The sequence below is a fragment of the Sedimenticola selenatireducens genome (assembly GCF_007625115.1).
GTDB classification, from domain to species: Bacteria; Pseudomonadota; Gammaproteobacteria; order Chromatiales; family Chromatiaceae; genus Sedimenticola; species Sedimenticola selenatireducens_A.
On the sequence record NZ_VMNH01000016.1, the window covers coordinates 125,304 to 139,239 of the forward strand.

Genomic DNA, 13,936 nt, shown 5'->3' on the forward strand with positions numbered 1-13,936 from the left:
AATGCGATTGTTGCTGGTTGAGGATGATGCCGAACTGGTTACACGGTTAAGGCCGGCGCTGAAGCGTGCAGGGTTTGCTGTTGATCTGGCCAGTAATGGTATTGATGCGGAGTTCATGGGCGATGAGGAGCCCTATGACGTCGTGGTGCTTGATCTGGGATTACCCAAGCGTTCAGGCCTTGAGGTGCTGCAAAATTGGCGATCAAGAAAGAACCCGCTCCCTGTGCTGGTTTTGACGGCAAGAGATGCCTGGCACGAACGTGTGGATGGATTCAATGCAGGCGCTGATGATTATCTGGGTAAGCCTTTTCATGTCGAGGAGCTTGTCGCCCGCTTAGTTGCCCTGGTGCGTCGTAGTGCAGGTCAACCTGCAAGCGAAGTTGTTCAGGGTGGATTGCGTCTTGATGAGACGCATCAACAAGTTGTTTTGCAGGATGGACAAGCGATTGATCTGACGGGTACGGAGTTTCGACTATTACGCTATTTCATGTTGCATCCCGGACAGATCCTCTCCAAGACCCGATTAACTGAGCATGTCTACGATCAGGATTTTGATCGTGATAGTAATTTGATAGAGGTCTATATCCGCCGGTTACGTGAACGTATTGGCAAGTCACACATAGAGACGCGTCGCGGTCAGGGTTATCTCTTTAGAGGCGATGTGCAGTGACCTCGCTAAAACGACAGTTACGTTTTGGTTTGGCCTCAGGGCTGGTGCTACTGTTCGGTCTTCTCTGGTGGGGTGGCGTTAAGTCCATTCATTCACTTACCGATCACTTTGTTGCTTCCAGATTGGCGCACGATGCTGAAACGGTCTTGGCCGCTATGCGGTTGGATGAATCAGAACGCCCCGCCGTTCGGTGGCGACGTATTGGCGCCATCTATGACCAGCCCCTATCCGGACACTATTATCAGATCAACTTTTCCGATGGAAAGCGCGTAAGTTCCCGCTCACTCTGGGACCAACAGCTGGAGATTGCACCGTTTGCTCCGGGGAGTCAGGGACAGTGGCGAATGCCTGGACCAGCAGGTCAAGAGTTGCTCGTCTGGGTGGCGGGTTATAACAAGCAGGGGAAAGTTTTTACTCTGGCTGTGGCGGAAGATATGACGCCATTAAATCAGCAGGTGGAAAAGTTTGAATGGCTGTTTGTAATCATTATGTTGGCGATCACGCTGTTGCTGTTTGTCAGTCAACAGTGGATCGTGGGGAGTGCGTTACAACGTCTCGATTGGGTTAGACAGGATATGCAGCGCTTGGCGCGGGGTGAGGTGCAGGCATTAACAACTGATGTGCCGTTAGAGGTTGGGCCATTGGTGGAGAGCTTTAATCATCTTTTAGGCTTGTTTCAGCAGCGCTTGGAACATTCACGAAAGGGACTGGGTAATCTATCGCATGCCTTAAAGGGGCCGCTGAGTCTGCTGCAACAACAACTGGAATCTGAAGCGCTTCAAAATCACCTCGATCTTAAGGCATCCATGCAGCAGCAGGTTGACCGGGTGGAGCAGTTGATGGAGCGCGAGATGCGCCGCGCTCGTATTGCTGGGACAGGGATATCCGGAGGCCATTTTGATGCGGCCAAGGAGATGCCCGCCTTAGTGGGTGTATTGCAGCAGATCTATCGCGATAAGTCGCTGAGTATAAATTATCAGATACCTGAAAAAGCTGTTTTGCCTGTGGATAGGGAAGATATGCTGGAACTTTTAGGTAATCTTCTGGATAACGCCTGCAAGTGGTCAGAAGGGAAAGTAAATTGTCAGATTTCCCAAAGTGACTCGTTGGATATTCTCGTAGAAGATGATGGGCCGGGTGTTTCTGAAGAGGCCTTGGTGCAGCTGGCAGAACGCGGTGTCCGGTTGGATGAAACGATTGATGGACACGGTTTGGGTTTGGCGATCACCAAGGATATGATCAAACTCTATGGCGGTGAGATTATATTCACCCATTCGGCCGAGTTGGGTGGGTTGTGTGTGCGAGTGCAACTGCCGTTGTGAATTATGATGTCAGCAGTGCGCCTGGTAGTCCTCGATCTTTTTTTCCAGTCGCTTGGCGAGAGCGTTATGACTGGAGCCCAGCGCATCGAGAATGGTAATGGCCTCTTCTCGATAGGCTCGAATTTTTTTCTTGTTCCAGTGACTGGGGGGTGCCTGCAGGTTAGTAATCCGGTCTGCCAGTTTTACAATCCATATCTCATGTGGTTGTTCCTTGATGCGCGTGAGGCTATCAGCCATCTGTTCGGCCTTGGTGGGTAGCTGTTTATTCTTGGTAAGTGCCAGCACGCCGTTTGAAACCTCTTCACCAAAACGTCGTAACAATTCGTCATAGGTGACTGGGGTATCTTCCAGGGTGTCGTGGAGCAGGGCGCATTGAATGGAAAGGTTGGGCTTCTCCAGGTTTGGCTGTTGAACAATCGCGCTCATCACCTCCATGGTGACACTGGCGATGTGATTAATATAGGGGAGTTCAGAGCCTGGAAGGAGTTGGCCGTTGTGGGATTCTGTTGAGAAGTTCCAGGCCGCGATAGTTTGTTCTTGGCTCCACATAGGACTCACACCCTGAATGCCTAGTTGTTGAGATCGCGCGGAGCGCCTTCACGGAATACCACCCGATAGCCGCGTTTAAGCTGCATGTCCCGTCTTTTGATCAAAGTGCGCTCTGCTTCATCGCGCTCTTCAAAGTGCTCTTTTGTGACCTGCCCGCGGGAACCCTGTATGCCTGATTCTCGCACCAGGTTCCAGCCACTCAACAGGTCAGGTTGCAGGTGGAGATGATAATAGCGAAGTGGCTGCTCTGCGGAGTGCAGTGTCTGCATGTAGATGCGCATGGTCGTTAAATGTGCCTGACTTTTTGGTCGGGTCCGGTTGTCCGTAAGTTGTGTAATGGGTTCAGAGGCCCTTTTGTAGATCATTTAGCCGAAAAATAACAGTTTTTTCACTGTCCGCACATTTTTTCAGTTTGGTTTAATCTGCCGCTGATACGCTTTTAGTCAAGAAAGGGAAGCCGACTTAAAGGAGAAATGACATGAAAACCAACAGACGCAAAATGACACTGGTCTTGGCCGTTGCTGCCCTTTTGGGTACGAGTGGCTTGATGGCGCAAATGGCATCGCCGGCACCGATTCCTTTTGCCTCCTATGATACCAACGGAGATAACAAGGTCAGTGCAGATGAGTATTATGCGGCCAGAAATGCACGGATTGCGGAGCGAGCAAAAGAGGGACGCATGATGCGTAATCTGGGTAATGCGCCGTCATTTGAGCAGTTTGATAGCGATGGTGACGGTTATTTAAGTGAGCTTGAGGTGGTGAGAGGACAGCTAACGCATATGCAGCAGCATAGACCTCAAGGTCGTATGGGAGGTGGGCCTGGAGCCGCCCCCAGAGGCGGAGCAAGAGCGGTTGCGACCTTCAGTGATTTTGACGCCAATAGTGATGGGGTGGTGACTCAGGAAGAGTTTAGTCAGGTGCGGGCTGAACGACAGGCTACTAAGGCATCGCAGGGTTATCCGATGCGTAATGCGGCTTCATCTCCTTCATTCGAGTCCTTCGATGGAAACGGTGATGGTCAGCTGACGCCTGATGAGTTTGTTCCTGGAAACCCTAACAGGATGCGTTAGTCTAAAATGACGGAACCTGGCAAAAGCCAGGTTCCGTGATGTTTAGGTTTTTTGCAGGAAACGCGATCAATCATCCACAATGGATAAATAGGCGAAGATGTCCGTCAGATCCTCATCGCTGAATTCATTCAATAACTCTTCTTTCGGTGAATCTTCATCGTGTATGCGCTCTAAGGTGCGGAGTTGTTCTACCTGCTTCCAGAGATAATTGGTGTACTGTCCGGACAGCATAGGGACCGCCTTCTTGTGGTCGCCTAATCCCTCTTTGCCATGGCAGGAGTCGCACTCTTTGTTGTAGAGTTTTTTTCCACGCTCAATATCGCCCGGGGCCTTGGGGATCTGCATGGTCATCTTGGATTCCAGTAGTCGGGCATAGGCATCGAAATCCGGGGCATTCTCATCGATGGGGGGCAGCTGGGTCTTGAGCTTGATCTCGTATAGATAGCGGGAGATATCATAGATATCGTTTTCCGGCATTTGCCGATCATCGATGTATTCCACCATAGCGAAATTTTTCCGCTTGCGATCACGGAACAGGCGCAACTGATTCATGGTGAATTCGATGGGTTGTGCTGCCAGGCGTGGATATTCACCATCCTTTCCTCCCTGGCCGAATTCACCATGGCAGCCAGAACAGAGTTCATTAATCTCCTTGCCATTATCCGGGTCGTAGTCATACTCCTTGGCTTGAAGTGTGGTGCTCAGGCACAGGGTGATCAGTACCATGGAAAGTAATAGCTTTTTGGGGTGTGACATGGGTATTAAAATCTCGAAACAGATGCAGTAGGTAGAGTCTGCGCAAATTTTGCAGTATTGGAACAGAAAAGACGACCCTGTTACTTTACTTTGATCAATCGAGCGCATTATTTTTTACTCGATGCCCCGCATTAAATGACTGATTTCAAAGACAGGGCTCTTTCTTGACCTTTAAACCATTTCCAGGCCAGTGGCTTTCGCTCAGAAGGCATCAACAACCGGGCAGTGAGGCGCTGTTTGGCCGCGAGCGTTTCACTTATATGCAGTTGGCAGAAGAGAGCATGGGTTTGGCCGCCTGTCTCCATGGAAGGGGTATCCGGTCAAGACAGGTTGTGGCCGTACAGGTCAGATCTCCCTGGCAATTAGCCCAGTTGCTCTACGCCTCACTTCAGCTGGGCATCACTTTGCTGCCGCTGGACCCCAGCCTGGATTCTCAGCGGCGCAATCGTCTACTACAGCAGGTTAGTTGTGATTGCCTGATTTCTGATGAACCGACAGCAGCACCTGGGGCGATATGGATCTCTTCAGCTGATTTGTTTGGCGAAAAACTGGATGTGAGCGTTCACTTCGGTGCTGAGGGGCAGTATGCGGATGATATACAACTCATCATCGCGACCAGTGGCACCACTGGAGATCCCAAAGGGGTGATGCTGAGCGCCGGCAATCTCACGGCCAGTGCCACAGCATCCGAGCAACGTTTGGGGTTGGCTGCTGGAGACAGTTGGCTGGCTTGCCTCCCCCTATTTCATATTGGCGGATTGTCGATCCTGTTGCGCTGTCTCGCGGTCGGTGCACGAGTGCTGCTGCATGAGGGGTTTTGGGTCGAATCGGTCTGGGATCAGATTGCATCCGGGGAAGTGACTCATGTCTCTTTGGTTCCTGCGATGCTGGATAAGCTCTTGAACCACGCGGGTTCGCTGCGCCCCCCAGAGGCGTTACGGGTGGTGTTGATCGGGGGTGGGCCACTCTCTGGTTCTTTGGCTGAGAAGGCCCATGCCGCCGGCTGGCCGATTTGTGTCAGTTATGGCATGAGTGAGACGGCTTCACAGTTTGCCACAGATGCTGGGCCGGATGCTGGCCTGACTCCTGGCCTGGTAGGACTTCCTCTGGATGGGTATGAGGTAAGGCTTACCGAGGATGGCCGTATCCGAGTGCGCGGTCCGGCTGTTATGGCGGGTTATGCTAATCCTGCGGGTCGTCTGGGTGTGGGATTGGATCAGGGCTGGTTTGAAACAGGGGATCTCGGCAGTCTGGATGAACAGGGGTGTTTAAGCATCACTGGTCGTGCGGATGATCTGTTGATCTGTGGTGGAAAAAATATCCATCCTTCAGAGGTTGAGGAGCGACTGTTACGCTGTCCGGGTGTGACTGGTGTGGGTGTTACCGGGCAGAAAGATGCGGTCTGGGGCGACAAGCTGATTGCCTTCTATTGTGGTGCTATAACGGAAGATGGATTGATCGCCTGGGTGGGTGAGCATCTGCCCAGCCATTTACGTCCCAGGGTGTGTATAAAGACGGATAAATTGCCACTCAATCAGATGGGCAAATTGTCGCGCTTGGCACTCAGGGAGATGCTCAGTGAAGTGAATCGATCAGCAGAGGGATCATCCTCGGCGTAATCTGAGGATCAGGTCGCCTTCCCCTATGGGATCACCAACGGCGATATGCAGATCAACCACTACCCCTGAATAGGGTGAAGGGATATCCAGGGTTGTCTTATCGGTCTCCAGCGTAATCAGCGGGTCATCGAATTGCACTTGATCGCCGGGTGATATCAGGATCTCAGCGACCAGTACCTCTTCGTCTCCACAGGCACCACAGCTCTCCCAGCACTCTGGCATAGAGGGTAGCCTAATCTCTAAAAGCTGCGTCATCCCTTTTTGAAGCGGGTGGCGGACTGTCCATTGATACCCCAGTTTTCGAACGCTTGTTCCTGTATCAAGATCATCACGTCCTTTGCATCAATCGCTGCTGCCCGGTTCAGGTTATCTGTAATCTGCTGATACAGAAGTGTCTTGGCATCATCAGATCTTCCTGGAAAAGAGGCAATCTCGATGGTCATAAAGGCACTGGAGCGGCCAACGGGATAGAAGTAGTAATCGGGGGCAATCTCGATCAAGCGTTGATTGCGGCTCGTTTCAGGGACATCGAAAGCCGTGACGGCGGCGCTGTGTACGGCATCCATGATGGCCTTGATTTCGTCGGCCGGACGACCGGCCTGGAGTGTGATGGTGACGATAGGCATAGTACTTTTAACGGTCTCTGCGGGTAAGGGAAGCGGCATAAGGAAACAGGGCGGGGGAGCCGCCTGTGTGCCAAAATAGCAGGGTCTCATCTTTTGCGAAGATTCCCTGATCAATCAGTTGTAACAGCCCGCCCATTGCCCGACCTGTGTAGACCGGATCAAGCAGAATTCCCTCCTGGGTGGCCAGCAACTGGATGGCGTGTCGTTCCAGTTCACCGACGACGCCATAACCGTCGCCAGTGAACTGATCCTGAAGGGTGATGGCAGTCTGGTCATATCGATATTCTGAACCTAGAAGCGCTGACGTTTCATTGGCGAGTTGGCAGAGATGCTCTGGATAAGGACCGTCACCTGCCTCATCTTTGTCAATCGTAATGCCCATTACCTCACAATCCAGACCGAATTGGTGAGTGCCGACTATCAGTCCGGCATGGGTGCCACCTGAGCTGGAGGCAAAAACCATATGGCTGATCGAAAGATTCTGTTCAGCGAGCTGGCTCTTTAATTCGGCTGCGGCATTGACATACCCGAGCGCGCCGACGGCGTTGGATCCACCGTATGGCACGATGTAGGGCTTGCGTCCCGCCGCTTTCAGTTGCGCTGCAATCTCCGGGATACGTTCACCTTTTCGGAGTTCGCCACTCCAGTGAATTTGTGCGCCAAGCAGTTGATCCAACAGCAGATTGCCGCCCGGCATGTCGGGCGCCTCCCCGCCTAACACCAGATGGCATTCAAGACCCGAGGCGGCCGCTGCCGCGGCTGTCTGCCGGCAGTGGTTGGATTGTGCCGCGCCCCCAGTAATGAGCGTGTCACAGCCTTGAGCCAGTGCCGCGCCGACCAGATACTCCAGCTTGCGGGTCTTGTTGCCGCCCAGTGCGAGACCGGTCTGGTCATCGCGTTTCATGAGAATGCGCGGTCCACCCAGGTGTCGGGATAAACGCGTGAGTTCAATGAGTGGGGTCGGAAAGTAGCCCAGTGATGCCCTGGGTTGTTGATTCAGTGGTATTGGCATGGACATCGCTCTTAATCGGTCTTTTCAGCACCCAGTATAAACCCGCTTCCTGGGCCAGCCTCAAGCCGAATTAACCCGCTTGAGATGAATGGGGCGTTTCCCAGGTCCCGGCTAAACCAGTTGACAGTGGCCAATCCGTGAATGGCAGGCAGAGTGATTCTGTCTGCGGCGGCTGCCAGGTGAAGCAGTGGCCAGATCCCCGCGCTACTCTCAAGGCTACTGGTTATTACGCAGTGGATACCCCGTTGATCCGCTTCCTGGATCAGTTTCAGGCTCGAAAGTATACCGCCTAGAAGGGTGGGCTTGATGATAATGCGTTTTACTGGCAGGTCGGATAGGGGGTGGTCACGCAAGAATCCCCGCAGTGATTCATCCAGGGCCAGATCAAACGGGACTGCTGCCTGCAGTTTGTCGAGGCGGCTCAGGTCGAGATCACTGAAAGGCTCCTCAAGTGATTCGATCGGTAAACCCCCAAGGCCCTGAATCAGTACATCGGTACTCTCCTCATGCCAGGCTTGGTTGGCATCCAGTCGCAACTGGCACCCGGCAGGGAGTCGTTTACAGAGTTTTTGCAGAGCCGCCAGCTCTTCGTCCAGGGGATAGCGGCCTAGTTTAAGTTTCAGGGTGGTGAAGCCTGCACTCAGGGCGGCTTGGGTGCGAGCCTCAATGCCAGGCTCCAGACTGCCTATCGTGGCATTGACTCTGATACTGCCCGGTTTTCTGTCTGTTAACAGTCGATAGAGTGGGATTCCACATTGTTTAGCATGCAGATCAAGTAGTGCCGTCTCCAATCCAAATCGACCGGCCGGTCTTGTTTCAGCGCAGGGGAGTGCGTGGAGGCACTGTTCTGGCTCACCGCCCATGAGTGCCGATAGCTGGGGGTTAAGCCACTCTTCGGCTTGCTGTAGGGTCTCAGTGCCCATTTCCGGTAAGGGGGCGGCATCACCATAACCGGTAAGGCCAGTTGTGTCTGTCAGGCTTATTAGCCACCCGTGGCGGTCGCGCAAGATGCCTTTACTGCTCTTCCAGGGTGTAGAGAAAGGGAGCTGATAGGCTTTCAGTTTCGCCCGGGTGATCTGCATCAGATGAGCAGGCCAAGGCTGAGGAGTGCCCCATAGATTAATTGCAGCTTGGCTGTATTGGCGAGTATGCCATTGAATCCCTTACCCAGGGGTTCGGTGGAAAAACGCTGTAGTAACCAGAGGGCAAAGGGCAGGCAGAGCACTATCAGCCAACTGCCGTTGTAGTGATGATTAAAGGCGACCGGCAGGGCAAATGGCAACATCAACATCAGGATGTAGAGCTGACGAGCCCGCTCCCGGCCAAGGTAATGTGTCAGTGTCAGCTTTGCCGCCCGCTCATCGGTTTCCAGGTCCCGATAGTTATTGACCAGTAGTACGGCGGCGGCCAGCAGACCGATAGCCCCGGCGCAGAGGAGTGCTTCGGCGGACAAGCGGCTGGTCTGCAGGTAGTAGCTGCCACCTACCGCTGTTAAGCCAAAGAAGATGAAGACAAACAGTTCCCCACTGGCGCTGTAGGCGATGGGTTTGGGGCCGCCGGTGTAGGCATAACCTGCCAGCAAAGAGAGCAGGCCGATGATGATGATGGGCCAGCCTCCCACCACGGCGAGATAGATGCCAATTACAAAGGCCCCGCTGAAGCTGATCAAGGCGGCGCGTTTTACCTGTGCTGGACTGAACCAGCCTTGGGCAGTGGCGCGCTCGGGCCCAAGTCGATCGGGTGTGTCGGCACCGCGCTCAAAATCAGCGGCATCGTTATACAGATTAGTGCCAATCTGGATCAGTATGGCTGCAGCCAGTGCTGCAATGGCAGGTAGCAACAGAATGATATCTGTCTCTGCCCAAGCCAGCGAGGTTCCTACCAGGACCGGTACGACTGAAATGCCAAGCGTCTTGGGGCGAATGGCGAGTATCCAGGGATGAGTCTGCATGACAGGGTATAGCGTCTCAGGGTCTGCGTGGGAATTTATTGAAATCGGCAGGCCGTTTTTCCACGAAGGCATCGCGGCCCTCCTGTGCCTCTGCGGTCAGGTAGAACAGCCCGGTGGCATTCCCCGCCAGTTCCTGAATCCCGGCCAGACCGTCGGTCTCGGCATTAAAGGAGGCCTTCAACATACGCAGTGCAGTGGGTGAAAGTTGTAACATCTCACGGCACCACTGGACAGTTTCGGCTTCCAGTTGATCCAGTGGAACGACCGTGTTTACCAGCCCCATATCCAGGGCCTGCTGGGCGTCGTATTGACGGCACAGGAACCAGATCTCCTTGGCCTTTTTCATGCCGACCGTGCGGGCCAGTAATCCCGCCCCGAGACCCCCGTCGAAACTGCCCACTTTGGGGCCGGTCTGTCCGAAACGTGCATTATCGGCGGCGATTGTCAGATCACAGATCAGGTGCAGCACATGACCGCCACCAATGGCATAACCCGCCACCATGGCCACGACCGGCTTGGGCAGGGTACGGATCTGCCGCTGCAGTTCCAAGACATTCAGGTGTTCAACGCCGCTGCTGTCGCGGTAGCCACCGTCACCCCGAATGGTTTGGTCGCCGCCAGAACAGAAGGCCTTGTCTCCCGCGCCAGTCAGAATAATGGCGCCGATGTTTGGATCCAGATGGGCCTTTCTAAATGCCAGAATCATCTCCATGACGGTTTCGGGCCTGAAGGCATTGCGTACCTGGGGTCGGTTGATGGTGATCTTGGCGATCCCCTCGGCCGTGTGATAGAGGATGTCGCTGTATTCAGTCCCCTCAGGTATTTGCCATTCGATACTGCTGCCCATAATCACCTCAATGGTTTTTTCGTCTGTCGGAAAGTTGCATTTTAAACAAATTGGGACGGTCTGTAGCTAAAAAATGCGTGTGAAACCTTTCTAGGCAGGTGACCGGAGTTTTCGGTTGGGTTATTTGGTCAGTTGTTGTGCTACAGCGGCGCGATAGTGGCGATGTCGTTCGATACTGTAGTCTCTGTCGATCATCACTTCGATCAGTTGTGGGCCACCAGAGGCAATGGATTGCTCCAGTGTTGCGCGGAAGGTTGATTGTTGTGTTACCTGCTTGTAGCCGAGTCCGTAGAGCGTGGCCGCGTGTTGGAAATTCAGATCGGTTGCGGTGTTCCAGTAGTGCTCGTAGCTATTAAGCGATGATTGCGGCAGATAGCCGAAAATGCCGCCACCGTTGTTGTTGATCAGTACAATGACCAGATCCTCGCCTGCCGCCGCCAGCAGTCCGTTCAGGTCATGATAAAAAGTGAGATCACCCATCAGTGCAACGGCAACGCTATAGTCGCCCTGTGCCATGCCCAGAAAAGTGGAAATGGTGCCGTCGATACCGCTGACCCCCCTGTTGGCGGCGATCTGGATCTGCTTGTCACGCACGCCACTCCAGCTATCCAGTTGACGTATGGGCATGGAGTTTCCACTGAACAGAAGGCTCCTGTCTGGCAGGCAATCCAGGAGTGTATCAACGATCTCCCCTTCAAATGGATGATCCTCGACTGTCTCAGGAGTCATGATGGTCGCCGCGCGTTGTTCCAATCGGCCGAACGCAGCACACCAAGCCTTAGGTGCCGGGGTCGGTTGCTTTGCGATGATCGCTTCACACAAAAGGATGGGGTCTGTCGCTATGGATAGCTTCCCATGCGGCGGTAGTGAAGGCCACTGTTGATAGGGGTCGCAGATAAGTTGTGGTGCCTGGGTCTTCTCCAGGTACTGCAGGAGTGCCTTGGACACGGGAAGCGCGCCAAAACGCAGCACCCAGTGGGGCCTGATGGCTTCTGCAGCCGGCTCAAGAAACGCATCGTAATGTGCGATCACGCGCCGTTTGTCGTGGCCGCCATTACGCATGTTGCTTAGAGGGTCCGCTAATATGGGGCAATCCAGACTCTCAGCAAGACGTCCCACGGCCTGCGCAAACGTTGCTCCCAGATCACTTGCCCCGCAGAGGATGATGCCTGGTTTCCCGGCTATTTGCCTGATAATGGCCTCAATGAGCGTAGCGTCCGGAGTGGCAGGTGCTGCCGTATTCCGTTGCGCTGTGGCGGACTCCGGGAGGCAGATGTTGCTTGAAGGTAGCAAGGGTTCCCTAAAAGGCATATTGACCTGAATGGGGCCAGGGTGTGGCTGCATCGCCTGGGTTGCAATCTCTCTTCCCAGTTTGTGCAGCTGGTCGCGGGGTAGGGTCTCGTTTTCTGCGGGGCCTGGGTCATAAAAAGCCCGCAAGTGGCTGCCGAACAGTCGTTGTTGATCGGTGGTTTGATTGGCGCCCCATCCATGTAGTTCGGGTGGCCGATCAGCAGTCAGTAAGATCAGTGGAATGGTGCTGTGATTGGCTTCTATAACCGCCGGAAACCAGTGGGCGGGCGCGCTGCCGGAGGTGGCGATGAGGATTACTGGCTGCTGGCTCTGCTTGGCAAGGCCTAATGCAAAAAAGGCGGCACAACGTTCGTCCACCTGGACCCTGATTTGGATCGCAGGATGGTGGTCGCAGGCGATCACCAGGGGGGTTGAGCGCGAACCTGGAGAGATGACCGCCTGGGTTACGCCGCGGCTGGCCAGGCCATCAATTAATGCATATGCCCAGAGGAGATTGCTATCTCCCAGCGACAATTTTTCAGGCATGCTCCAGGGCCTCGAGCATGGTACCGAATTTCAGCTCTGTCTCTTGAAGTTCTGCAATGGGGCAGGATTCACTGGTTACACCCGCACCGGCAAATAGCTCGGCATGTTCCCCATTGAGTAGGGCACAGCGCAGCAATACCGCCAGTTCACCATCCCCCTGAATATCTATCCAGCCTGCGGCACCGGTATACCAGCCTCGAGTGGTATTTTTGTGGTCATCAAGCCAGCGTTGCGCGTTAGCGCTTGGGAAGCCACTGACGGCGGCGGTGGGGTGAAGGTCATCCGCTACCCGAAGCAGTGTGGTGTCTTCCCATAGTTCACCCTTGATGCCCGTCCATAGATGCTGAAGGTTTCGCAGGCGTTTCAGTGAAGGTCCAGTCGGGGAGGTGAGTTTGCAGCAGTGCTTTTTTAAACTGCCTAAAATTCCTTTAACGACCAATGCGTGCTCGTGGCGCGATTTTGGGTCGTTGATAAGCGTCTTGCCCAGGTTCGTATCGTCCACGGGATTAGGTGAGCGCTTTATGGTGCCGCCGATGGCATCGCAGCTGATCAAATGACCCTGTCGAGAGAGTAGGTGTTCGGGCGTAGCGGCCGCAAAGGTACTGCCGTCCACGCGGATCGAGAAGAGAATGCTGCTGGGGTGAAGATCGTCTAACGAGGCCATTAGACGGGCTGGATTAAACGGCTGAGACGCCTGCACACTGATGCGTCTAAAGGGGACTACCTTATCCATGGTCCCTTCGCGAATGGAGTGAGTGGCCTTGTTTACCTGAGTAATCCACTCATCATCTGAGGGTGTTGTGGCGGTTCTTGAGAATCGTGTTGGTACCGGGTTAGGATCTGGGTTGGCACCCAAGGCATCAATCAGTTTCTGCAACAGATGTTGGCTGCGCAGGGTCGCCCGGGTGAGATCCTTATGCGCAAAGCTGAACGTAATTGCACACATCTCTGCTGTTTGATGCAGTAACAGCTCGGGCAAGAAGATGGCGGCATTGGGCAGTCCTTCCCAAGATTGGAGCATGGGATCTTCCGGGTCAAAGGCAAAACCGGTGAAGGCGGATGCCTGTAATCCGGTGCAGTCGGGATCAATCTGAATCCAGTTGGAACGTACCCGCTCAAACTGGTCGGAAAGCTGCTGTAGCCTGAGAGGGCCTATCGAGCTAAGACGCAGTGCTTCGCCCAGCCCCAGGCGATAATGCCGGTGACTCGGTTCACCCCAATAAAACCAGTTGTTATCCAGATGAGGCAGGTGGTGTAGTTGTAGTTCCGGTGTAGACAAGGTGATGCTGAAAGGCCCTACCTCTTCATGCGGCAAATGGGTCAATGCCTGCTTTAGTCTGGCGATGGTTGCCTTGATCAGAGATTGTCTGTTGGCCATGAGCCTTTGCCTGCTTTCGTATGGGTTACTGTGCAGATGATACTGTATTCCAGTGGGATGGCGCATTTCATCAGCTGATAATTTATCTGGACATGATAATTCTCAAGGCGGGGAATTGAACGCACTGCGGTGTGGTTTGGGGGCGGGTATAAGGGGGCTGAATTTGACCAGGAGAGCCGGCATCTGTTATACATGCACGGCTTTTTTCGGTCCCCGGGCGATTTTTGATCGTTCCCCCGGGGTGTTTGATTTCCGGGGGGTAATCGAATATTGCCGGCCTGGGGGGTTCATTAACGGC

At 54.0% G+C, this 13,936-nt stretch carries 15 protein-coding genes; 4 read left to right on the forward strand and 11 right to left on the reverse strand.

Features of this window, described 5'->3' with window-relative positions; all coding sequences use genetic code 11:
* Window position 1 precedes the first annotated feature (1 nt).
* Window positions 2–670: a response regulator transcription factor gene (locus FHP88_RS12975; RefSeq protein WP_144359504.1), complete on the forward strand. Its 669-nt coding sequence runs from the start codon at window positions 2–4 to the stop codon at window positions 668–670.
* A complete protein-coding gene (locus FHP88_RS12980; RefSeq protein WP_144359505.1) occupies window positions 667–1,992 on the forward strand; it encodes a sensor histidine kinase in 1,326 nt (441 codons plus the stop codon). Before FHP88_RS12975 ends, FHP88_RS12980 begins: the two co-directional genes overlap by 4 nt.
* A 9-nt stretch (window positions 1,993–2,001) precedes the next feature.
* On the opposite strand, the gene FHP88_RS12985 is transcribed toward FHP88_RS12980, so the two are convergent.
* The gene (locus FHP88_RS12985; RefSeq protein ID WP_144359506.1) at window positions 2,002–2,541 is read right to left on the reverse strand and encodes an HD domain-containing protein; all 540 of its coding nucleotides are present in this window, start codon (window positions 2,539–2,541) and stop codon (window positions 2,002–2,004) included.
* 20 nt (window positions 2,542–2,561) lie between these two features.
* Window positions 2,562–2,906, reverse strand: a complete 345-nt coding sequence (locus FHP88_RS12990; RefSeq protein WP_260843296.1) for a WGR domain-containing protein — start codon at window positions 2,904–2,906, stop codon at window positions 2,562–2,564.
* 113 nt (window positions 2,907–3,019) lie between these two features.
* On the opposite strand from FHP88_RS12990, the gene FHP88_RS12995 reads away from it, so the two are divergent.
* Entirely contained in the window at window positions 3,020–3,613 is a 594-nt protein-coding gene (locus tag FHP88_RS12995; protein ID WP_144359507.1) for an EF-hand domain-containing protein, read from the forward strand.
* A gap of 66 nt (window positions 3,614–3,679) precedes the next feature.
* On the opposite strand, the gene FHP88_RS13000 is transcribed toward FHP88_RS12995, so the two are convergent.
* Entirely contained in the window at window positions 3,680–4,369 is a 690-nt protein-coding gene (locus tag FHP88_RS13000) for a c-type cytochrome (RefSeq protein WP_260843297.1), read from the reverse strand.
* Between the two features lie 164 nt (window positions 4,370–4,533).
* On the opposite strand from FHP88_RS13000, the gene FHP88_RS13005 reads away from it, so the two are divergent.
* A complete protein-coding gene (locus tag FHP88_RS13005) occupies window positions 4,534–5,988 on the forward strand; it encodes a class I adenylate-forming enzyme family protein (RefSeq protein ID WP_144359508.1) in 1,455 nt (484 codons plus the stop codon).
* Here FHP88_RS13005 and FHP88_RS13010 read toward each other — a convergent pair.
* From FHP88_RS13010 to FHP88_RS13045, 8 genes are all read right to left on the reverse strand, one after another.
* A complete protein-coding gene (locus tag FHP88_RS13010; RefSeq protein ID WP_260843298.1) occupies window positions 5,974–6,210 on the reverse strand; it encodes a biotin/lipoyl-containing protein in 237 nt (78 codons plus the stop codon). The two genes, FHP88_RS13005 and FHP88_RS13010, sit on opposite strands and share 15 nt — an antisense overlap.
* Window positions 6,211–6,239: 29 nt before the next feature.
* On the reverse strand, window positions 6,240–6,614 hold the full coding sequence (locus FHP88_RS13015; RefSeq protein ID WP_186297714.1) for a tautomerase family protein: 375 nt from the start codon (window positions 6,612–6,614) through the stop codon (window positions 6,240–6,242).
* A gap of 7 nt (window positions 6,615–6,621) precedes the next feature.
* Complete coding sequence (locus tag FHP88_RS13020) at window positions 6,622–7,626, reverse strand: D-cysteine desulfhydrase family protein (protein ID WP_144359511.1); 1,005 nt, start codon at window positions 7,624–7,626, stop codon at window positions 6,622–6,624.
* Window positions 7,627–7,637: 11 nt separating this feature from the next.
* Complete coding sequence (gene menC, locus FHP88_RS13025; RefSeq protein WP_144359512.1) at window positions 7,638–8,708, reverse strand: o-succinylbenzoate synthase; 1,071 nt, start codon at window positions 8,706–8,708, stop codon at window positions 7,638–7,640.
* Entirely contained in the window at window positions 8,708–9,649 is a 942-nt protein-coding gene (locus tag FHP88_RS13030; protein ID WP_260843300.1) for a 1,4-dihydroxy-2-naphthoate polyprenyltransferase, read from the reverse strand. The genes menC and FHP88_RS13030 overlap by 1 nt, the downstream gene beginning before the upstream one ends.
* A complete protein-coding gene (gene menB / locus FHP88_RS13035) occupies window positions 9,594–10,424 on the reverse strand; it encodes a 1,4-dihydroxy-2-naphthoyl-CoA synthase (protein WP_144359513.1) in 831 nt (276 codons plus the stop codon). Before menB ends, FHP88_RS13030 begins: the two co-directional genes overlap by 56 nt.
* A 120-nt stretch (window positions 10,425–10,544) precedes the next feature.
* A complete protein-coding gene (menD, locus tag FHP88_RS13040) occupies window positions 10,545–12,260 on the reverse strand; it encodes a 2-succinyl-5-enolpyruvyl-6-hydroxy-3-cyclohexene-1-carboxylic-acid synthase (protein ID WP_144359514.1) in 1,716 nt (571 codons plus the stop codon).
* A complete protein-coding gene (locus FHP88_RS13045) occupies window positions 12,253–13,638 on the reverse strand; it encodes an isochorismate synthase (RefSeq protein WP_186297715.1) in 1,386 nt (461 codons plus the stop codon). Before FHP88_RS13045 ends, menD begins: the two co-directional genes overlap by 8 nt.
* Window positions 13,639–13,936: the final 298 nt, after the last annotated feature.